At 60.8% G+C, this 20762-nt stretch carries 19 protein-coding genes and 1 tRNA gene; 9 read left to right on the forward strand and 11 right to left on the reverse strand.

Features of this window, described 5'->3' with window-relative positions; genetic code table 11:
- Window positions 1-104: 104 nt before the first annotated feature.
- The 8 genes from VE26_RS00630 to VE26_RS00665 all read right to left on the reverse strand — a co-directional run bounded on the left by VE26_RS00630 (window position 105) and on the right by VE26_RS00665 (window position 8403).
- Window positions 105-1061 carry a tetratricopeptide repeat protein gene (locus tag VE26_RS00630; protein WP_046103323.1) on the reverse strand — a complete coding sequence of 319 codons (957 nt, stop codon included), beginning with the start codon at window positions 1059-1061 and terminating at the stop codon, window positions 105-107.
- Between the two features lie 394 nt (window positions 1062-1455).
- Entirely contained in the window at window positions 1456-2394 is a 939-nt protein-coding gene (locus VE26_RS00635) for an N-acetylglucosamine kinase (protein ID WP_046103324.1), read from the reverse strand.
- Complete coding sequence (locus VE26_RS00640) at window positions 2391-3056, reverse strand: N-acetylmannosamine-6-phosphate 2-epimerase (RefSeq protein WP_046103325.1); 666 nt, start codon at window positions 3054-3056, stop codon at window positions 2391-2393. Before VE26_RS00640 ends, VE26_RS00635 begins: the two co-directional genes overlap by 4 nt.
- Window positions 3056-3922, reverse strand: a complete 867-nt coding sequence (locus VE26_RS00645) for a carbohydrate ABC transporter permease (protein WP_046103326.1) — start codon at window positions 3920-3922, stop codon at window positions 3056-3058. Before VE26_RS00645 ends, VE26_RS00640 begins: the two co-directional genes overlap by 1 nt.
- Window positions 3919-4839 carry a carbohydrate ABC transporter permease gene (locus VE26_RS00650; RefSeq protein WP_046103327.1) on the reverse strand — a complete coding sequence of 307 codons (921 nt, stop codon included), beginning with the start codon at window positions 4837-4839 and terminating at the stop codon, window positions 3919-3921. The genes VE26_RS00645 and VE26_RS00650 overlap by 4 nt, the downstream gene beginning before the upstream one ends.
- A gap of 184 nt (window positions 4840-5023) precedes the next feature.
- The gene (locus VE26_RS00655) at window positions 5024-6265 is read right to left on the reverse strand and encodes an extracellular solute-binding protein (RefSeq protein WP_046103328.1); all 1242 of its coding nucleotides are present in this window, start codon (window positions 6263-6265) and stop codon (window positions 5024-5026) included.
- Window positions 6266-6312: 47 nt separating this feature from the next.
- On the reverse strand, window positions 6313-7377 hold the full coding sequence (locus tag VE26_RS00660; RefSeq protein WP_046103329.1) for an ABC transporter ATP-binding protein: 1065 nt from the start codon (window positions 7375-7377) through the stop codon (window positions 6313-6315).
- A 174-nt stretch (window positions 7378-7551) separates the two neighbouring features.
- Entirely contained in the window at window positions 7552-8403 is an 852-nt protein-coding gene (locus tag VE26_RS00665) for a MurR/RpiR family transcriptional regulator (RefSeq protein ID WP_046104862.1), read from the reverse strand.
- A gap of 196 nt (window positions 8404-8599) precedes the next feature.
- Here VE26_RS00665 and murQ point away from each other — a divergent pair, with 196 nt between their 5' ends.
- From murQ to VE26_RS00705, 8 genes are all read left to right on the forward strand, one after another.
- Window positions 8600-9532, forward strand: a complete 933-nt coding sequence (gene murQ / locus VE26_RS00670; RefSeq protein ID WP_046103330.1) for an N-acetylmuramic acid 6-phosphate etherase — start codon at window positions 8600-8602, stop codon at window positions 9530-9532.
- Window positions 9533-9541: 9 nt separating this feature from the next.
- The gene (locus VE26_RS00675; RefSeq protein ID WP_046103331.1) at window positions 9542-10033 is read left to right on the forward strand and encodes a GNAT family N-acetyltransferase; all 492 of its coding nucleotides are present in this window, start codon (window positions 9542-9544) and stop codon (window positions 10031-10033) included.
- Window positions 10030-11052 (forward strand): glycoside hydrolase family 3 N-terminal domain-containing protein, encoded by a 1023-nt coding sequence (locus VE26_RS00680; RefSeq protein WP_046103332.1) that lies wholly within the window; start codon window positions 10030-10032, stop codon window positions 11050-11052. Before VE26_RS00675 ends, VE26_RS00680 begins: the two co-directional genes overlap by 4 nt.
- Before the next feature lie 31 nt (window positions 11053-11083).
- Window positions 11084-12748 (forward strand): ABC transporter substrate-binding protein, encoded by a 1665-nt coding sequence (locus VE26_RS00685; RefSeq protein WP_046103333.1) that lies wholly within the window; start codon window positions 11084-11086, stop codon window positions 12746-12748.
- A gap of 108 nt (window positions 12749-12856) precedes the next feature.
- On the forward strand, window positions 12857-13834 hold the full coding sequence (locus VE26_RS00690; RefSeq protein ID WP_046103334.1) for an ABC transporter permease: 978 nt from the start codon (window positions 12857-12859) through the stop codon (window positions 13832-13834).
- Window positions 13835-13837: 3 nt separating this feature from the next.
- Window positions 13838-14725: an ABC transporter permease gene (locus VE26_RS00695; RefSeq protein WP_046103335.1), complete on the forward strand. Its 888-nt coding sequence runs from the start codon at window positions 13838-13840 to the stop codon at window positions 14723-14725.
- A complete protein-coding gene (locus tag VE26_RS00700) occupies window positions 14722-15540 on the forward strand; it encodes an ABC transporter ATP-binding protein (RefSeq protein ID WP_046103336.1) in 819 nt (272 codons plus the stop codon). The genes VE26_RS00695 and VE26_RS00700 overlap by 4 nt, the downstream gene beginning before the upstream one ends.
- Window positions 15537-16442 carry an ABC transporter ATP-binding protein gene (locus VE26_RS00705; RefSeq protein ID WP_046103337.1) on the forward strand — a complete coding sequence of 302 codons (906 nt, stop codon included), beginning with the start codon at window positions 15537-15539 and terminating at the stop codon, window positions 16440-16442. The genes VE26_RS00700 and VE26_RS00705 overlap by 4 nt, the downstream gene beginning before the upstream one ends.
- Window positions 16443-16599: 157 nt before the next feature.
- Here the strand turns inward: VE26_RS00705 and VE26_RS00710 are convergent, their stop codons facing one another.
- The 3 genes from VE26_RS00710 to VE26_RS00720 form a co-directional block, all read right to left on the reverse strand.
- Window positions 16600-17715, reverse strand: a complete 1116-nt coding sequence (locus tag VE26_RS00710) for an anhydro-N-acetylmuramic acid kinase (protein WP_046103338.1) — start codon at window positions 17713-17715, stop codon at window positions 16600-16602.
- Window positions 17716-18699 (reverse strand): serine hydrolase domain-containing protein, encoded by a 984-nt coding sequence (locus tag VE26_RS00715; protein WP_046103339.1) that lies wholly within the window; start codon window positions 18697-18699, stop codon window positions 17716-17718.
- Between the two features lie 197 nt (window positions 18700-18896).
- Window positions 18897-18971, reverse strand: a tRNA-Thr gene (locus VE26_RS00720).
- Between the two features lie 442 nt (window positions 18972-19413).
- On the opposite strand from VE26_RS00720, the gene murA reads away from it, so the two are divergent.
- The gene (gene murA / locus VE26_RS00725; RefSeq protein ID WP_046103340.1) at window positions 19414-20706 is read left to right on the forward strand and encodes a UDP-N-acetylglucosamine 1-carboxyvinyltransferase; all 1293 of its coding nucleotides are present in this window, start codon (window positions 19414-19416) and stop codon (window positions 20704-20706) included.
- Window positions 20707-20762 lie beyond the last annotated feature (56 nt).

Here is a 20762-nt window from a genome sequence, read left to right on the forward strand (position 1 = left end):
GATTTCCCCTTTACAGCAACATGGGTGCGCCAGCCAGTAAAGTCGTCGTGGGTCGTCAAACGGGCGGGGAAAGAGGCCTGGCGGCGCTGTCCCCGCGCACGGATCTATTGCAGCCTTGCAAGAGCCTCCACCGAACGGTCATCACCAAGTTCGGCGCCTTTCGCATAGTGAATGCGCGCCGCATTCAGGTCGCTTGACAGGCCCAGGCCATTCTCGGCCATGTAGCCGAGGACAAAATGACCGCCGCCATCCTCAGTATCGGCGGCCCTGCGCGCCATTGCTTCTGCCTCGGCGAAGTCAGCTGCCACGCCCTCATATTCGCCCAGATAGAAATAGGCGGCCGCGGCGGTGGCACTGGCTTCACCCGCGGCCTCCGCTGCCAGGAAATAGTCAAGCGCTAGCGGGCCATCTTGGGGTACGAGATCGCTGTCGGCATAGAGATAGCCCAGTTGCAGCATGGCATAACTGTCGCGCAACGCGGCGGCCCGTTCGAGCAATTCTATGCCACCGTGCACGTCGCGCTCGATGCCATCGGCATTGAGCTTCATCATGCCCAGATCGGCCAGCGCAAAGCGGTGATCCTTGGCGGCGGCCCGGGCAAAGAGTTCAGCCGCCATGGCATCGTCCTTCTCGATGCCTTCGCCGGCGCGATAGCTAAGGCCCAGACTGTAGAGACCCGGAGCATAGTCCTGCGCTGCCGATGCTTGGAGCAGTGCAAAGGAGCGCTCGAAATCCTTTTCGATGCCCTTGCCATCCACAAGCGAGTCACCCAGCAATTGCTGGGCCATGGCGTTGCCCGCTTCAGCCGCGAGTTCGATATGGGGATACATGGCCTCATAATTCTGGCCGATATAATGGGCCCGCGCGAGCCGGGCGCGGGAGAGCATGTCGTCAGGGTCTAGCTTTATTGCTGCAGAACAGGCGATGACGGCAGCATCGATGTCCACATCCATCTGGTCCTTGCCGATGCTCTCAAAGCCCTCCTCATCGGGATTGGCTGCCAGCGCAGCACAATCGTCCTGTGCCGCGGCGAGGCCAGGGGACGATGCACAGCAAACCATACAGATTGTCGCAAGCCCGATCCCAAGAAGGTTCGTCCGTTTCGCCATGTCATGCCCTCGCCTTTGAAACGCGCTTATATCTGCCAACTGATATCGCCCATCGGCAAAAGCAGTTAGCAGACGCGTCTCGGAAACTGGTTGCAGACTTGTGATCACGTCCCAGAGTCAATTCGAAACGACTCTAATTCCTGGGCGGGAGAGAGGCGTGAGTAATATTCGCTTGGTCTCTAGATTTCAGGCGGTCCATCCAGCAACGACACCCGCTTTGGCCTATGCAGGCCGAATATGAGCGTCTGCTTTCCTCGGCAAGCACAGGCAAGTCGACCTTTCGCAATCGGCACCATTCACCAGTTGGCGCGCTTTGCGATCAAGCTGAACGCACACCCCGTCATTGTCAGGGGACTTTCAAACCTGTGGCAAAGACATGCTGCCAAGCAGAATTGGCATGCAATTGCGCCGCCGAGAGGGCGGCATCGCCCTTGTTGGTCACGATAACAGTCCCCGGCAGGCTGCGTCGTGCCTGCTCCAAGATTGCGGGGTGGAGATCGAACACACCACCCACGAGTCCCACAGGCGCGTTGCCGCAGCGGCTCAAGAGTGCCGATCCGAGCGCGGCCAGTTCGGTTCCCGCTCTATGCAGTATGTCCAGGGCTGTCGCGTCACCCGCCGAAGCGGCTTGGGCCACAGCGACGCTAAGGGTCCCGATCCGTCCGCGGTCACCCGCATAAACGAACTGTCGCACATCGCTCCAGGAGTCCCCGCCTACGGCTTTGAACATAGCGGTCGCCAAAGGCTTCAATGCGTCGAAATTTCCGTTGCGATCATGGGCGCGGTAAATCAGATCGAGCGCCTCAAGGGCAATCCAGCTGCCCGATCCGGCATCGTCGATGAGAATGCCGCGCCCGCCAACGCGCGTAACTATGCCATCAGCGGCGACATGCACGCCAATTGAGCCGGTGCCGGCGGAGATCAGATGCCCCTCACCAGGCGCGAAATTGGCAAGATAGGCCAGCACAATGTCGTCGATCAGCCTGATCTGCTCGGGCTTTGTCGACAGAGCTTCGCAAATCAGTGCCTTGACCTCGACTTCTACCGCTTCGCCGTAGCCGGTCATGCCGCCGAATACAGTGACGACTTGCAGCAGTTCGGCCGAAAGCGCCTTAGCAATGGCACCGAATGCGCTAGAGAGCCGCTGGCGCTCTGCGTGATTGAAGATATGGCCGGTCGCTCCGGCGACCTTGCCACGCGCCAGTACGGCGCCAGAAGCGTTGCAGGCAACCCAGCGGCTGGCCGTGCCACCGATATCAAAGCCCAGATGCACATCACGCATCATGCAGGCACACCGCCAGAAACGAATTTTCGGGTGATTTCGCGCGGATTGGTAATCATGGTTCCAACGACAACGGCATAAGCGCCGGCCTCGAACGCCTGCCGCACGAGGTCCGGCGAATTGTACCGCCCCTCGGCAATCACCGGAACCGACAAGCGGCTCGCGAGCGCCTCGATCAGTTTGAGGTCCGGCATATCAGGCTTTGGCTGCGTCGCCTCGGTATAGCCGGAAAGCGTCGTTGCCACATAGGTCGCGCCACTCTCTGCCGCTGCCAGTCCTTCATCGAGTGTCGAGATATCGGCGAAGACTTCGGCACCTAGTTCTGCACGAATGCGCCGGATCAGTACGTCCGACGCCTCACCCGCACGCGGACGGGGCGTGCAGTCGAGCGCTACGATCTCCGCCCCTGCCGTCACGATGGTCTCGGCCGCCGCGAAATCGGGGGTGATATAGACCGGAAATGTGTCCGAAAACACCTTGTGGATACCGATCACCGGCAGGCCTGCGGCTTTGACCGCTGCGATGTCGTCGGGCCCATTGGCGCGGATCGCGACCGCCCCGCCATCGCGCGCCGCAAGCGCCATGGCACCCATAAATTGCGGCCCATGCAGAGGGTTATCCGCCCGCGCCTGGCATGAGACGATAAGGCCTTTTTCCAGTTTCATTACTTCACCGCGCCGGACGTCATGCCGGCAATGAACTGCTTGGAGAGCAGAATATAAATGATGATGATGGGCGCCGCCGACAGCGTTAGCCCCGAGAACAGCACGCCCCAATCGGTCGTATATTCGCCCATGAACGTGGTTAGCCCCTGCGGCAGGGTTTTCAGATTATCGTTCTGGATGAAGACCAGCGGGAAAAAGAAGTCGTTCCAGATCGGCACCACGTTCTGGATACCGGCAATCACCATGGCTGGCCTGACCAACGGCAGCATGATGGACCACATGATCCGCGCTTCGCTTGCCCCATCCATGCGGGCGGCGTCTTCCAGCTCGTTGGGCAGCGAACGGATGAAACCGGTCATGATGAACACCGTCGTCGGCAGGCCCATGGCCGTGTAGACGAAGATGAGGCTGAGCTGATTGTTGAGGATCGAAAGGTCCCGCATCAGCATGAAGAGCGGAATGATGGCAAGCTTGAGCGGCAGCGTCAGCCCGGCCAGGAAGAACATCAGGATAAAGCCCGAACCGGTGAATGAGTAGCGCCCGATCGCATAGGCTGCCATGGTGCCCAACGTCAGGATCAGGACCATCGAGGCTCCGGTAACCACAAAGGAATTAAGCAGGTAGCGCAGGAAATTAGTCTCGGTCCAGATTTTCACGAAGTTCCCGACATTGGAAAAATCGGGGATCGAGAAAGGCGATTGGAATATCTGCGGCGTGGTTTTGAAGGCGGAGAACACCATGATGATGATCGGCGCCAGCATGATGATCGTGTTGGCGATGAGGATGATCTGCAACAGGCCATCGCGTCCCAGCGCCCCCAGAATGCCCTTGCGCTCATAATAGGCGTTGTCCGCTGCCGCACTCATAGCTGGATCTCCCGGGCGCGCAAACGCGTCGTGATCACGCCGGCAACCACCGCGATGAAGAGGAAGATGATGACCGCCAGCGCCGAGCCGAGGCCGAAATTCTGCTGCCCGGCCGACACGTTGCCAAAGGCCGTGCGGTAGAAATAAAGGCCCAGCACGTCGGTCGAGCCGAAGGGCGAGCCATCAAGCCCGCCCATGATATAGGGCAGCTCGAACCAGTTGAATGCGCCCACGAACAAGAGCGTGAAGACTATGGTGGCGCTGGGCGCGACCAGAGGCCAGACAATCTTGGTGATCTTGACCCACTCGCTTTCGGTTTCCATGCGCACGGCGTCGAGGATTTCGCCGGGAATGCGCTGCATGCCGGCCAGAAACACCAGCGTCGGGAAACCAACCATATGCCAGGCCTGCGCGATGATGATGCTCCACAGCGCGGTACCGCTTTGCCCCAGCCAGGGCTGCGCCAGCCATCCAAGGCCGATGGATTTGAGCGAGATATTCACCACGCCGAAGAGCGGGTGGTAAAACAGCTTGAAAAGATAGGCGACGATGATGGTGGAGAGAACCACCGGCAGAAATACCGCAATGCGGTGGAAGCGCGCGCCGGGCAGTTCGCGCCAGAGCGCATAGGCGAGCAGAAAACCAAGTCCGTTTTGCAGCACCATCAACGCGAAAAAGACGATGACATTGTTCTTGAACGCGTTGAGCGTCCAGCTGCGATAGGGCTCGACAAACAACACGGTGTGAAAATTCTGCAGACCCACGAAGTCGAGGCGCCGCAATCCCTGCCAGTCGAAGAAGGCATAAGCGAACGCAGACAGGATCGGATAGACGATGAACAGCGCCACAAAGGCCAGTGGCGGCACGATCAGCATGGTGATCCAGAGGCCGCGGCCTGTCATCCGGAGTTGGGGCATGTTGGACTCGCTTGGTTTGCGCCTGGTCTCAACCTGATGTCCTGAATTCCACCGCGTCATCCCCGCGAAAGCGGGGGCTTCGGATTCTGCTACGGGGTTCCGCCTGCGCGGAAATGACCTCGCGGTGAACAGGGCTTGCGGTGACCGCGCGCCGGGCGCGGGCACCAAGGGCGACAGTATGGGCTTACTGCTGGAATGGTTCGTACCAGGCTGCGAGACCGGTGGTCAGTGCTTCCCCGATCGCTTCCGGCGTGGTTTCGCCGGCAAACAGCTTCTGCATTTCGCCCTGGATCAGCACCGAGCCGGACGGCTCGCCGAAGCGGAAATGGGCCAGCATCAGATAGGGGATCGAGCTCTGGTTAAGGTCGTTGACCTCGGCCAGGAGGGGGTCGTTGAACGAGACGCCGGGAATGGTCGAGATATTGCTCAGCGTGTCGGCAAAGGCCTGGCCGAATTCGGGGCTGGCCAGATAGTTGAGGAACAGGATCGAGGCTTCCTTGTTAGCGCCTGCCGCATTGGCCGCATAACCGCCGTCGAAATAGAGCGCGACGAGCTTTTCATTGTCCGCCTCGATGGCAGGTGCCGCAAAGACGCCGAGTTCGATATCGGGATTCTGTGCCTTGAAAGTCGCCAGCTCATAGGAGCCGCCCACGAACATGCCGGCCATGCCGGCCGAAAAGAGCTGCTGGGCAGACGGATAGTCGAGACCGATGAAGCCATCGGGGAAGTAATTCTGCGCCAGCTCGTTCACTTCGGCCAGGGCGGTGGTGAACCGGGTGTCGGTGAAATCTGCGTCGCCGCTCATCAAACCATCATAGAAATCCTTGCCCATCAAGCTCGAGCCAAGCCCGAAGGTCACAGTCTCGTTCTGCCAGGCCGTTGCCGTGCCATTGGCGAAGGGGATCACGCCGGCATCCTTGAGCGTCTGGCTAAGGGCTTCGAGTTCGGCCCATGTTTGGGGCTCTTCGAGGCCATTGGCGTCGAAGAGAGCCTTGTTATAGATGACGAGCTGGGTCTGGCTGGCAAAGGGCACGGCGTAGACGACGCCGTCCGAACGCATGCTTTCCGCTGCCAGGGCAGGGGCAGCAAAGTCGGCGAGTGCCGGAACGCTCTCCGTCGAGAGGGGCTCGAGATAGCCGGCTGCAGCCACGTTTTCGAGCCCGCCATAGGCACGCACCATCATCACGTCCGGCCCGGTACCGCCGGCGAGGGCGGTGGACAGGATCGTGTTGTAGTTGGCGGCCTCAAAGGTCTCGAACTTGACGGTAATGCCTGGATTTGCGGCCTCGAACGTGTCGATGAACTGCTCGTAGGCGGCGCGGTCTTCCTGACGCCAGCTCCAGAAGGTCAAGTCCTGCGCCAGCGCGGGAGCCGCCACTATGATGGCGGCGAGGCCAGCGCCGATACGGATCAGATTGGACTTCATTTGTGTTCCCTCTCCTTGAAACAACATTGGTATGTCTGTGCTCACCCCTATGGGGTCAGCCGCCGGCCATCCTCGGCGGAAAAGAAATGCGCCGCGTCCGGATTGAGCGTTACGCGCACCGCCGCGTCGGGCGGGTAGACCTCGTTCGGTCCCGTGCGGGCCGCCAGCAATGTGCCGTCATTCAACCGCACATAGACATAGGCGTTGTCGCCCAGATATTCGGTGTAAACGACCTGAGCATGCAGCCCTGCGACCTCGCTGCCCCGATGAAGATTCACCGCATCAGGGCGAAGGCCGAGCTTGAAGCTGTCGCCATCCGGCAGTCTGTCGATGACCAGTGATCCGCCGTCGACAACGCTCAGCCGATTACCCTGGCGTGTCACATTCACCAGCGTCATGCGCGGCGAGCCGATAAAGGTCGCGACAAAGGTATTGGCCGGCTTTTCATAGAGTTCGCGCGGCGAGCCGACCTGTTCGATCCGCCCGGTATTCATCACCACGATCTTGTCGGCCAGCGTCATCGCTTCGACCTGATCGTGGGTCACATAAATCATCGTGCCGCCGATATCGCGGTGCAGCTTTGCAATCTCGAGGCGCACGTCCGAGCGTAAGGCGGCGTCGAGATTAGACAGCGGCTCATCGAGCAGGAACACGGCTGGCTTGCGCACCAACGCCCGCCCGATCGCCACGCGCTGGCGCTGTCCACCGGACAATTCGCGCGGCTTGCGCTTGAGCAGCTCATCGAGCCGCAACATGCGCGAGGCTTCGGCGATGCGGCTCTCGACCTCGGCCTTGTCGAGCCCCATCAGGCGTGCGCCGAAAGCCATGTTTTCATAGACATCCATATGCGGGTAAAGCGCATAGGACTGGAATACCATGGCAATGCCGCGCCGGCTGGGCGGCACGTCATTCATCAGCTTGCCATTGAGCACGAACTCGCCGCCCGAAATCGGGTCGAGCCCGGCAATGAGACGCAAGAGGGTGGACTTGCCACAGCCAGAAGGGCCGACGAACACCACGAGTTCGCGGTCCCCGATCTCGAGATCGATCCCGTGCAGCACCGCCGTGTTCTTGAACTGCTTCTTGATGCCGCGAAGCGAAAGCTGAGCCAAATCACCCTCCGTCAGTCCCGCTCGGCGAGCAGGTACAGGGTCAGAACCGCACCCCTCATGGCGGCCCGACTGTGGAATACTAAATTCCAAAAAAAGTTTCTGTCAAGAATAGATGATTACATGGCGGGCAAATGCTACCATTGCCTCAGGAGCGGGCAATGTCAGGCGCAGCGGTCAGCGTGCCTTGAGCACGGTGACGGCGCTTTCGCTGTTGTGGATATAGTCGTGCGCATCGGCTTGGCGGCGGATCAGCAGAATGAACAACATGTCCATCAGCATCAATTGCGCATCGCGCGAAGTGATGGCGGAGGAGCGCACACGCTCCTCGTCGGTCACCGTGAACAGATGCAGGTCCGACAGATCAAGCAGCGGGTTGGGATGCAGGCCCGTCATGGAAATGACTGTCGCCCCGCGCTGCTTGGCGATCTCGGCAATGCGCAAAGTTTCGATGCTGCGGCCCGAATGGGACAGGGCCAGCAGCACATCCTTCTCGTTGAGCCCGGAGGCATTGGACACCTGAATATGGGTGTCGCTGTCGATCAGCACGACGCGCCCGAGTTTAAGCAGCTTGTAGGAGAAGTCCTTGGCCACGAGCGACGAAGCGCCAACGCCCGCCAGCTGCACCTTTCGCGCCGAAACCAGCGCTTCGACGACTGCATCGATGGCCTGCTCGTTATTGGCGGCCAACGTCTCGCGCATGGACAGCAGCTTGCTGCCGATCAACTTCTGCAGGATCGTTACATAGCTGTCGCTGCTGTCGATTGTGCCGTGGATCACCCCGCCCGGCGTGTGCCATTCGAGCGCCTTGGCCTTGTTCACCGCCAGCTTGAGCTGCTGGTAGCCGCCATAGCCCATTTTCTGGCTGAACTTGACGACGCTGGATTGGCTGCGTCCGGTCGCTTCGGCCAAAGCCGCCGAGGACAGCGTCAGCATTTCATCGGGATGGTCGATGATGAATTGAGCGATTTGCCGGTCGGCGACCGTCATGGAATCGAGCTTGGCACTGAGGACTTTCAGAATGGACATGCTTGCTTCCGGTACTGCGGCCATTCGCACTAGTGCCAATGCCCCCCTGATGACAACAGGCTTCTCCTCGGCTCCCGCTGCCGCGATGCGTCGACCGCCTGCCAGAACAATCCACAATGGAATACAATATTCCAGATTGCGTTGACACTAGGAATATTCGCTCATAGCATCCGGCCAGACAACGAGCGAAGGCATCATGGCAAAAAGCACCCTGATCGCGGAACTCGGGCAGCTCGTTTCCGAGGCCCGCAACCCGGACACCATGCAGATCGACCTGATGTCGACCCCGCAGATTCTTGCCGCCATGAATGCGCAGGACGCGCTGGTGGCTGGCGCGGTCGAGAAGGTTCTGCCCGAAATTGGCATGGCGGTTGAGCGCATCGTCGACGCCTTCAAGGCCGGTGGCAGGCTGATCTATATGGGGGCAGGGACCAGCGGCCGGCTCGGCGTGCTCGACGCTTCGGAATGCCCGCCCACATTTGGCGTGCCCGAAGGCATGGTCGTTGGCCTGATTGCAGGTGGTGATCACGCCCTGCGCCATCCGATCGAGGGCGCCGAGGACGATCCATCCGAAGGCCGCAGCGACCTCGAAAAGGTTGGCCTCACCAGCAAGGACGTGGTGGTGGGCATCGCCGTCAGCGGGCGCACACCCTATGTCATTGGCGGGCTCGACTATGCCCGCAGTGTCGGCGCGACCACCGCAGCGCTGTCCTGCAATCCCGGCTCAGCGATTGCCCGCATGGCCGATATCGCCATTTCCCCGGTTGTCGGCCCCGAGGCCTTGACCGGCTCCACCCGGCTCAAATCCGGCACGGCTCAGAAGCTCGTGCTCAACATGCTGACCACGGCCAGCATGATCCGCATCGGCAAGTCCTACGAAAATCTCATGGTCGATGTGTCGGTGAGTAATGAAAAGCTTGCTGCCCGAGCCATTCGCATTCTGGTGGAAGTCACCGATTGCGCCCCAGAAGAGGCCGAGCGCTATCTCGAAGCCAGCCGCAACAACGTCAAGCTCGCCATCCTAATGGCGCTGACCGGCATGGATGCCGACACTGCCCAATCCGCCCTTGCCAATGCCGATGGCTTCCTGCGCCGCGCCGCCGGCCAGCAGCCGCGCGCGGCAGGCTGAGGATTGGCCATGGATCTGCTTGTCAATTTGTACAGCCGCAAATTGGATACCCTGCGGGAGCGCGTTCAGACCTGCGAAGCGCGCATTCGCGTCGCCCTGCCACCCGAACAGCACATCGTCAAGGATTGGGTCCGCACCCATTTCAGCGAATACTGGGTCAGCGAAGTCACCGCCGCGATGGCGCACCAGCCCCCTGGCTGCCTTGTCGCCACCATCGACGGCCAGCTCGTCGGCTTTGCTTGCTACGACGCCACGGCGCGCGGATTTTTTGGTCCCACCGGCGTCGCCGAAGACCAGCGCGGCAAGCGCATCGGTCTCGCCCTGTTCTATCACACGCTGATGGCCATGAAGGCACAAGGCTACGCCTACGCCATCATCGGCTCGGCTGGTCCGGTCGATTTTTACGCCGATGCGGCGGGTGCCATGCCCATCCCCGGCGACAAGGAAGACATCTATCAGGGCCTGTTGCGCCTTAAGCCCGCTACGGAAAATCCATCATGACGTCTACACCACTCGCTCTCTTCGTCGGCATGCCGGGTCTGGAACTATCCGCCTCCGAGATCGCCTTTTTCCGCGAGGCCAATCCGTTCGGCCTCTTCCTGTTCAAGCGCAATCTCGACAATCCCGAGCAGATCAAACGGCTTGTCCATCAGTTCAAGGACGCCGTCGGCCGCGACGACGCGCCGGTCTATATCGACCAGGAAGGCGGCCGGGTTCAGCGGCTCGACAATGGCAATTGGCCGCTCTATCGCCCGCTCGGCACCTTTGGCGCCTTGGCGCGCAAGGACTTGGAGCTGGGCAAGAAGGCCCTGCGCCTCTCCACTCTCGCCATGGGCACGATGATGGCCGAACTCGGCATTGGCAGTGGCACGACGCCGGTTGTCGACCTAGCCCGGACCGATACCCACGACGTCATCGGCCAGCGCGCGTTCGGCGATGATCCCGAACTGGTCACCGCACTGGGTCGTGTCGTCGTGGATGCCATGCTCGAAGTGGGCTCCATGCCCATCATCAAGCACATTCCCGGTTATGGCCGCGTGCAGGTCGATCCCCATTTCGATTGCCCCATCGTCGATGCCTCTCTCGAGGATATGGAAGGCACCGACTTCCGGCCCTTCGTCGCCTTGCGCGATGCGCCCTGGGCTATGGTGGCCCATCTCATCTTTACCCGGATCGACCCCGATCGTCCCGCCTCGGTTTCGCCGGCTGTCTGCAGCATGATCCGCGAAAAGCTGGGCTATGACGGCGTGCTGACCACCGATTGCCTCACCATGGAAGCGCTCAAGGGGACCTGGCCCGAGCGCGTCCGTGCAGCGCTGGATGCCGGTTATGACATTGCGCTCCACAGCCAGGGCGATCTGGCTGCCAGCGAGGCCGCAGCGAAAGCGGCCAATCCGCTGAGCGCGGAAAGCCTCGCCCGCATTGCCCGCGCGCAAAGCCGGCTCGGCGCCAAACGAGTCGATGTGCAGGCCCTGCATGCCGAAGCCGAACAGATTCTAAGGGAGAATGGCTTCGCCTAAAGGCGTGGCCGTCAGACAAGGAGAGAACTTGATGCTCAAAATTTCACTCATCGCGGCAATGTCGGCGACGGCTTTGCTGTCCGCCCTGCCGGCGCAGGCGCAGGAGGGCAATGTGCTCACCCTCGCCTCCGAGCAGACCACCACATTCGTGCGCAATTTCAACCCTTTCGGCCAAACCTCGGCACGTTATACAACGCTCGATTTCATGTATGAGCCGCTGGTCGTATTCAACCGCCTCCAGGGCAACACGCCCCATTTTCGCCTGGCCGAAAGCTACGAGTTGGCCGACGATCTGATGTCGATCACCTTCACCCTGCGTGACGGTCTAAAGTGGTCCGATGGCGAGCCGCTGACCGCAGACGACGTGATCTTCACCTACGACTATATCCAGAAGTTCCCGGCGCTCGACTTCATCTCCGTCTCCGCCCAGCTCGCTTCGGTGGAAAAGGTCGATGACCGCACGGTCAAGTTCAATCTCCTCGAACCCAATTCGCTGATTGCCAACACCATTGTCGGCATGCCGATCGTGCCCGAGCATGTCTGGGCCGAAATCGAAGATCCGGTGACTTTCGCCAATGAAAACCCGGTCGGCTCCGGCCCGATGACCGAGATCACCCGCTTCACGCCCCAGGTCTATGAGCAGTGCCGCAATCCCAATTACTGGGACGCGGCAAATCTCTCAGTCGATTGCCTGCGCATGCCCCAGCTTGCGGACAATCCGCAGGTGCTCGCCGCGCTTGCCGATGGCACTCTGGATTGGGCAACGAGCTTTATCCCCGACATCGACAACACCTTTGTTGCCAGGGACCCGGAGCACCATAAATACTGGTTCACCCCCTCGAGCCTTGTGTCGATCCAGGTCAGCCAGATCACGCCGGATGAAAACAACCGCAAGGCCTTCACCGACGTCAATTTCCGTCGCGCCATCTCCATGATCGTCGACCGCCAGACCATCGTCGATATTGCAGGCTACGGCTATCCGCTGGTCAATGACGATCCGGCTTCACTGGGCGAGCTTTACAGCGCCTTCGCCAACCCCGAAGTTGCCACCGAGTACGGCCAGTATGGCCAGTTCGATCTCGAAGCCGGCATGGCCCTGCTCGATGAAGCCGGCTATGTCGACGCCGATGGCGACGGTTTCCGCGACAATCCCGATGGCACCCCGATCAAGATCGACTTCATGGTCCCCAATGGCTGGACCGACTGGATCGATGCCGTGCAGATCGCGATGGAAACCATGGTCGAAGCCGGCATCAATGTCTCCATGTCGACCCCTGAAGCGGCGGTCTGGACCTCCTCGCTGATCTCGGGCGAATACTCGATGACCCTCAATGCGCTCGCATCGGCGGCCGACCCGTACTTCCCCTATATCCGCTCGTTCAACCCGGACGATTTCGGCAAGAGCCGCTTCACCGCCCCGCATTGGGAAAATGCTGAAGTGATGGAGCTCTTGGGCCAGTACACCCAGACCAAGGACCCGGCAGAGCAGAAGGCGGCCATGGATCGCCTGCAGATGATCATCGGCGAAAACATGCCGATCATCCCGCTCTACAACAGCCCGTCCTTCTACGAATACAACACCAGCCGCTTCACCGGCTGGGCCGATGCCGAGGACCCCAAGTTCTCGCCCGTCGTTTCCAACGCCAACCCGGCCCGCCTGCTGCAGCTGCTCGATCTCGAGCCAGTTGCCCAGTAAGGGCTGATCGAGGCGGGAGCGTACCCTTGCGCTCCCGCTTCCTTCCTATCAGATCGGGCATGTGGCGCCGTTCGTGCCCATTCCCAGCAACAGGGAGAGAACAAAAACATGGCCTTCCTTTTGCGCCGTCTCGCTTTCTATCTTGCTGCCTTCATGGCTGCGGCCACGGTCAATTTCTTCCTGCCGCGCCTCATGCCGGGCGATCCGATCCAGATCATGTTCGCCAGCGCCGGCTCGGAGCTCAGCCTTGAAAATCTCAATGCCCTCAAGCTCACGTTCGGCTTCATCGATGCGCCGCTGCACGAGCAGTATTTCGCCTACATAAAAAGCGTCTTCACTGGCGATCTCGGCCGCTCGATCAAGTATTTCCCGCTTCCTGTGACCGAACTTCTGGGCCGAGCTCTGGTCTGGACGCTGGGCCTTGTCGGCATCGCCACCATCATCAGCTTCACTTTGGGCACGACGCTTGGCGTCATGGCTGCCTGGCGCCGCGGCAAGCTCTTTGACTCCATCGTCTCGCTGATCGCGATTTTTTCGAGTTCGGTGCCGGCCATCGTCGTGTCGCTGATCCTGCTCTTCGTCTTCGGCTATACGCTGCGCTGGTTCCCCAATGGCTATGCGGCCAATCCGCTGCTCGATCCGGCCTGGAACTGGACCTATATTTCCTCCGTGCTCTACCACGGCACGCTGCCCATGCTGACGCTGGTCATCGTCCAGACCGGTGGCTTCGCCGTCACCATGCGCAACAATATGATCAATCTTCTGGGTGAGGACTACATCGTCATGGGCCGGGCCAAGGGCCTTGCCGACGATCAGGTCATGCTCTGGTATGCTGCTCGCAACGCGCTTCTGCCCACTGTATCGAGCCTTGCCATCGCTATCGGCACCGTGCTCGGCGGCTCGCTGATCGTTGAGGTCGTGTTCAATTATCCCGGCCTCGGCAACACGCTCTACCAGGCCATCCTTGCCCGCGATTATCCGGTCATCCAGGGGCAGCTCCTGATCATGACCGCCGCCATGCTCGTGTCCAATTTCGTCGTCGATCTGAGCTATGTCCTGCTCGATCCACGCCTCAAGAAGGCGTAAGTCATGCCCCTGTTCAAACAGCTTCTCAGCAACAAGAAGGCGCTGGTTGGTCTTACACTTCTGGTGCTGATCATCCTCATCGCCGTCTTCGCGCCGTTCCTCAGCGAATACAGTCCCACCCGCCGTGTCGGTCGCCCGCACCAGGCCCCGTCCTGGGATCATTGGCTGGGCACGACGCGGCTGGGCCACGATGTGTTCACGCGCCTTATTCACGGCGCTCGTGTCTCGCTGGCCGTTGGCTTCGGCGCAGGCCTCCTGATCACCATCGTCGGCACCATTCTGGGCATCCTCGCCGGCTACAAAGGTGGCTGGGTCGATGAGGTCATCAACTTCTTCACCAATATGGTGCTGGTTGTTCCCAATCTGCCGCTGCTTCTGGTGCTTGCCGCCTTTATCGGTCAGGCTAGTCCCCTGGTCATTGCCATCATCCTGGGCTGCACCTCATGGGCCTGGGGTGTGCGCGTCACCCGTGCCGAAACGCTTTCCATCCGCCAGCGCGACTACGTCAAAAGCGCCGAAATGCTGGGCGAGCCGAGCTGGCGCATCATGGTCTTCGAGATTTTCCCGAACCTGTTCTCCATCGTCGGCATCAACTTCATCGGCAGCGTCATCTTCGCCGTTATCGCCGAAGCCACGCTCGGTTTCCTCGGCTTGGGCGATCCCAACTCGGTGTCCTGGGGCATCATGCTGTTCAATGCGCAAAATGCCTCAGCCCTCTCGGTCGGCGCCTGGTGGGATCTGCTCTCGCCCTGCTTTGCTCTCGCGCTTCTGGGTCTCAGCCTGGCGCTCCTCAACTTCGCCATCGACGAAGTGGCCAATCCGCGCCTGCGCACCGGCGGCATGTTGAAGAAATGGACCAGAATGGTGTTGGTCGGGGAGGGCAAGCTATGAGCGCGCCCGTCCTCTCCATCCGCAATCTCAACATCGACTATGTCGGCGCTGAGAAGAATTTCCATGCCGTCAAAGATGTCAGCTTCGATATCGCGCCCGGCGAATTCTTTGGTCTTGCCGGCGAGTCCGGTTGCGGCAAGAGCACCATCGCTTTCGCGGTCAGCCGCCTCCACCGCCCGCCGGCTCTGATCCGCACCGGCAGCGAGATCATCGTCGGCGGCCGCGACGTGCTCGATCTGGATACTGCCGAATTGCGCAGCTTCCGCTGGCGCGAAGTGGCCATGGTGTTCCAGAGCGCCATGAACTCACTCAATCCCGTCCTCACCATTGAGGACCAGTTCTACGATGTGCTGCGCGCCCATACCAAGATCAGTCGAGAGGAGGCACGCGCCCGCGCTGCCGAACTCCTCAAGCTGGTCGATATCTCGCCCGATCGCCTCAAGTCCTATCCGCATCAATGCTCGGGCGGCATGCGCCAGCGCATCGTCATCGCCATCTGCCTGGCGCTCAATCCAAAACTGCTGATCATGGATGAGCCCACCACGGCGCTCGATGTGGTGGTGCAGCGCGAAATTCTCCAGCGCATCGACGTTTTGCGCAAACGTCTTGGGTTTTCCGTCCTGTTCATCACCCACGATCTGGGCCTGATGGTGCAGGTTTCCGACCGCATTGGCATCATGCTGCAGGGCGAACTGGTCGAGGTCAACGACGCGGCGACGATCTACAAGAGCCCGCAGCATCCGTATACCAAGCGCCTTTGGGCCTCGATGCCGCGCCTGCATGGCGAGCAGATCAAGCCGGAGGCAAGTTCATGAGCCAGCCCATTCTCCAGCTCGACACTGTCTCGAAAATCTTCGGGGAAGGGGCAAGCCAGGTCTATGCCGCCCGCAATGTCTCCCTGAGCCTCACCCCTGGCCGCACGCTGGCACTGGTGGGCGAGTCCGGCTCGGGCAAGACCACGGTGGCGCGCCTCATCATGCGCGAATATCACCCCGATTCCGGCCAGTTGCTGTTCCGCAACGAAGCACTGGGCAAGGGCGACGCCAAGGCAATCAAGGCCTATCGCTCAGCCGTGCAAATGGTCTTTCAGGACCCGTTTGCCTCGCTCAACCCCACCCACACCATTCGCTATCACCTCGATCGCCCGCTGAAGCTGCACCAGAAGCAGCTCTCCGGCGCCGAACGCCTGGCCAGCGCCCGCGAATTGCTGGAACGCGTCAAGCTCGATCCCGATCAGCTCCTCGCCAAATTCCCCCATGAGCTCTCGGGCGGCCAGCGCCAGCGCATCTCCATTGCCCGCGCCCTGGCGGTCAATCCGCAGGTGATCGTCGCCGACGAGCCGACCTCCATGCTCGACGTGTCGGTCCGCCTCGGCATCCTAAATCTGCTCAACGACATGAAGCGCGAACTGGGCCTGGCGCTGCTTTACATCACACATGACATCGCCACGGCCCGCTTCGTCGCCGAAGACATCATGGTCATGTATGCGGGGCAGGTGGTAGAATGGGGCGCCATGGAAAGCGTGCTCGGCAATCCCCAGCACCCTTACACGCGTCTGCTCCTCGCCGCGGTCCCCGACCCCGACCGCCGCTTTGCCGACACGCCGCCCGGCAGCGAACTCGACCAGATCGAGACCATCCGCAGAAACGCAGCCCTGCCGCAGCCAGAAACCCTGCAGGTGGGCGAAAACCACTTCATCCGCCCAATGCCGGCATGAGAAACGTCAGGTTCCGGCGAGGAACCCACGATCAAACTCGAATTTTGCCCCCGCGAAAGCCGGGGCCCATGCTGAGTTTTAGAGATGGATCCCGGCCTGCGCCGGGATGCGTCTCGGACCTTAATTTATGAGCGTAGTCGTGTTGCCGGGTTAGCACTCACCCCGCAATCCGCCCACCCGTCATCGGCTCTGGCGCACCGGTCGTGCTCGGAAAACTGATCGGCAATCCCCGCAGCACCCGCGCTGCCAGAAACCCGAAGCATTCCGCTTCGACCGCATCGCCGCGCCAGCCGACCGCATCGGAATTGACCGCTTCGACACCGGCACGCTGCTCCAGCATATGCATCAGCGCCGGATTGCGCCGTCCGCCGCCACAAACGATCAGCTTGCTCGGCCGCTGCGGCAACAGGTCCAGCGCCTTGCCCACCGCCCCAGCCGTAAAGGCCGTCAGCGTCGCCGCCCCATCTTCAGGGTTCAGCCCATCGGCCATGCTGGCCAGAAAGCCGAACCGATCCAGCGATTTTGGCCATGGCGCGGTGAGGTAAGGGTGCTCCAGTAGCCTGGCCAATCGCGCTTCGTCGACCTTGCCCTTGAAAGCCAGGAGCCCATCGCGGTCCATCTCGCCATAGCCCTGCGCCTTGACGAAATCGTTGATCGGCGCATTGGCCGGCCCGGTATCGAAACCCTCGATCCGCCCCGCACCGTCCCACCAGGTGATATTGGCCACCCCACCCAGATTAAGCACGGCGATATCACCCTTGGCGCCGAGGCGACGCAGCAGCGCCTGATGGTAGATCGGCGCCAGCGGCGCCCCCTGCCCACCGGCACGGATATCGGCGGTGCGGAAATCGTAGGCGACTTTCACGCCCAGCATCTCATGCATCAACTGGCCGTTGCCCAATTGCCGCGTATCGCCGAACCGATCCTTGGTCGGCGCCCGATGCAGCACCGATTGGCCATGGAAACCAACGACGCCGATGTCGCGCATCGTCATGCCCGAATCGGCCACGAACTTCCGCACCGCTTCCGATTGCGCCCGCGTCAGCGCCGCTTCGGCCTCGGCAAAGATCGCCGGCTCCGGCCCATCGAAATTCCAGCTCCGCGCTTCATTCAGCGCCTGCTCCAATAGCCGCCGCACATCGTCTGCATAGGGCGCAAGCACATAGGGGCCGAATGCTGAAATGGTCTCGCCATCGGTCTTGAGCATGGCAATGTCGATATTGCCGTCGAGCACCGTGCCGGTCATCAGCCCGATTGTCCAAATTTCGGTCATCTAGAGGGTCCTGGACTGGTTGATGGCGTCGCCCACAGCGCGGCGCAGCACGAAGATACCGCTGTCGAAATGCCTTGTGGGATGCACCCGATTGGTCAGAAGCGTCCACGCCTGACCATTTTCAAAGTCGATCCACAGCCCCGTGCCGGTAAATCCGGTATGGCCGATGGTTTCCGCCGAACAGTATTCACCTCCGGACCAGCCCTCATAAGGCCGCTCCCATCCATGTGTTCGCCGCGCGGAGAGCGGCGTCCGCATCAGCCGCACAGACTCAGAACTTGAGCTCAGCATGTCCTGTGCAAAATCGAGCACCGAGGACACGGTGCCAAAAAGTCCGGCATGCCCAGCTCCCTGCAGCGCCGAACAGTTCTCATCGTGGACTTCGCCTATCAGCACACGCCCGCGCCACGGATCATGTTCGGTCGCCGCAGCCTGAGCGGGGTCTGCCGACCATGCGAAGCCGTGACCTGGCGCGATGTCACGAATAGTACGCCCCGTCAGCCGCTCAATCGCAATGCCAAGCAGGATGAAATTGATATCCGAATAAACCGCCGGTCCCGCTTGCCAGGCATGTTGCAAAACGAAGTGACGGAGCTGGTTCGGGTCGGTGCCATAAGTATAGAGCGGAAAGACGCCCGGAAATGGCGTCTGGTGTCCAAGGCATTGGCGAAACGTGATTTTCCGTTGCCAATTGTCCATATTGTACTGGGCAAGATCTGGAATGGCGCTAACCAGCGGCGCATCGAGATCGATCACTCCTTCAGCGGCCAACTGCAAGATGCGCGGCGTCGTAAACAGCACTTTCGACAGCGAAGCGAGATCGAACCACGTATCCGTGGAAACGTCCCGCTCAATTGGCGTGATCTGGGCTTTTCCGATCGCCTCGGTCACCCGCGCGCCCGCAGCATCGACCAGACCTAGAACAGCACCGGGAATACTCCCCTGTGCAACAGCACGCGCCACCGGCTCGAAAGCACGGTGCATTTTGGACTCAAGACTCAACACTTAACTATGCCGACGTTGAAGGAGAAGAGCAGCGATCCCACTGTGCGGCCTGCGTCCGCGCACGACAAGCACGCACGCCCATAAACCCGCTCAATCCACCTTTTTGTCGCAAGAGGCGGAAAACCAGATGCCACAGGAAGCGCGGTAATCGGACAGCCATTAATGTGTAGGAAAACTGGTGCTGCCGGACAGGATTGAACTGTCGGCCTCTCCCTTACCAAGGGAGTGCTCTACCACTGAGCTACGGCAGCATCGGGATGCGCGTGGGCGAATCCGGGTGTGGCGTCGCTCGGTCCGAGTGTTCGGCGCGGCGACGGGGGCTCCTTTGCCATAGCGCCTCCCTCGACGCAAGGCTAAAAACAGCCTATCAACCGCAGCGACGCAATCGATAGGCCAATGACAGATGGGTAAACCCGAACAAGCGGCTCTGCGCGAGCAAAGATTGGCCGCAAAGTTGCGGGAAAACCTGAAAAGGCGGAAGAATCAGACGCGCGCTCGCGATCTGGGTCGCCTGTCTGAACCTGCCCCTGTTGCCCCCGAAACGGACACGCACAAGAAAGCGTAAACCATTTTCGGGCGAAATATCGCAGTCACCCTTACTTAGAGTGCGGCTGGTCTGGCCTACGTGGCAACGAAGACCTCGCCTACCTCCCCCAAGGTAGATGGGCCAAGAGCCCCTTTTGAGGACTTCTTATGGATCGTATTCGTTTGGTCGGCGGCAATGAACTCAATGGCGAGATCGCCATTTCCGGCGCCAAGAACGCCGCCTTGCCGCTGATGATCGCCTCGCTGCTGTCCGACGAGCCGCTGGTGCTGCACAACGTGCCGCGCCTGGCCGACGTCAAGCAGCTCGAGCGCATTCTCGAGAATCACGGCGTCGATATTGCCGTGCATGGTCGGCGGCGCGGAGAAGACGAAGGCGTGGGTCAGCGCATGACTTTTCATGCCGCCGACATCGTCGACACCACCGCGCCCTATGATCTCGTTTCGAAGATGCGCGCCAGCTTCTGGGTCATCGGACCGCTGCTGGCCCGCTGCCATGAGGCGCGCGTTTCACTGCCGGGTGGCTGTGCAATCGGTACGCGGCCGGTCGATCTTTTTCTCTACGGCCTCAAGGCGCTGGGCGCCGAAATCGACATCGATGACGGCTACGTGGTCGCGCGCGCTCCCAAGGGTGGCCTGGTGGGCGCTACGGTCAGCTTTCCAAAAGTGTCGGTGGGGGCAACTCACACGATCCTGATGGCGGCATGCCTGGCCAAGGGCACGACCACCATCGAAAATGCCGCACAGGAACCCGAGATCACCAATGTTGCGGAATGCCTCGTCGCCATGGGCGCGAAAATTTCCGGGATCGGCACGCGCACCCTGATTGTCGAGGGCGTGGAAAAGCTCCACGGCGCGACCGTCGAGGTCATTCCCGATCGGATCGAGACCGGCACCTTCGCTATGGCGGCAGCCATGACCGGTGGCAATGTGCTGCTCAAGGGCGCACGGCCCGATCATCTGCAGGCTGCGTTGGACATTCTGGCCCAGACCGGTGTCGAACTGACGCCCGAAGCCAATGGCCTGCGGGTGCATCGCAATGGCAATGGTATTCAGGCGGTGGATATGGAAACCGATCCGTTCCCCGGCTTCCCCACTGATCTACAGGCACAATTCATGGCCCTCATGACCATGAGCAATGGAACCAGCCAGATTCGCGAAACCATCTTCGAAAATCGCTACATGCATGTGGCCGAACTGGCGCGGTTCGGTGCTGATATCTCGGTTAATGGGCAGATTGCGACAATTGCCGGCAAGCCGCAGCTCAAGGGGGCTCAGGTCATGGCCACCGATTTGCGCGCCTCGGTTTCGCTGGTGATTGCCGGTCTTGCGGCGAAAGGCGAGACCGTAGTCAACCGGATTTATCACCTCGACCGTGGCTTCGAGCGGCTGGAAGACAAGCTCAGCCGCTGCGGCGCCGAAATCGAGCGCGTCGCAGGCTGACAGGCGCCCACCGGCACGATTGCTCCAATGGACCGATTTCAGCCTGTGAGGGCTGC

It is taken from the genome of Devosia chinhatensis, from assembly GCF_000969445.1.
Lineage (GTDB): Bacteria > Pseudomonadota > Alphaproteobacteria > Rhizobiales > Devosiaceae > Devosia > Devosia chinhatensis.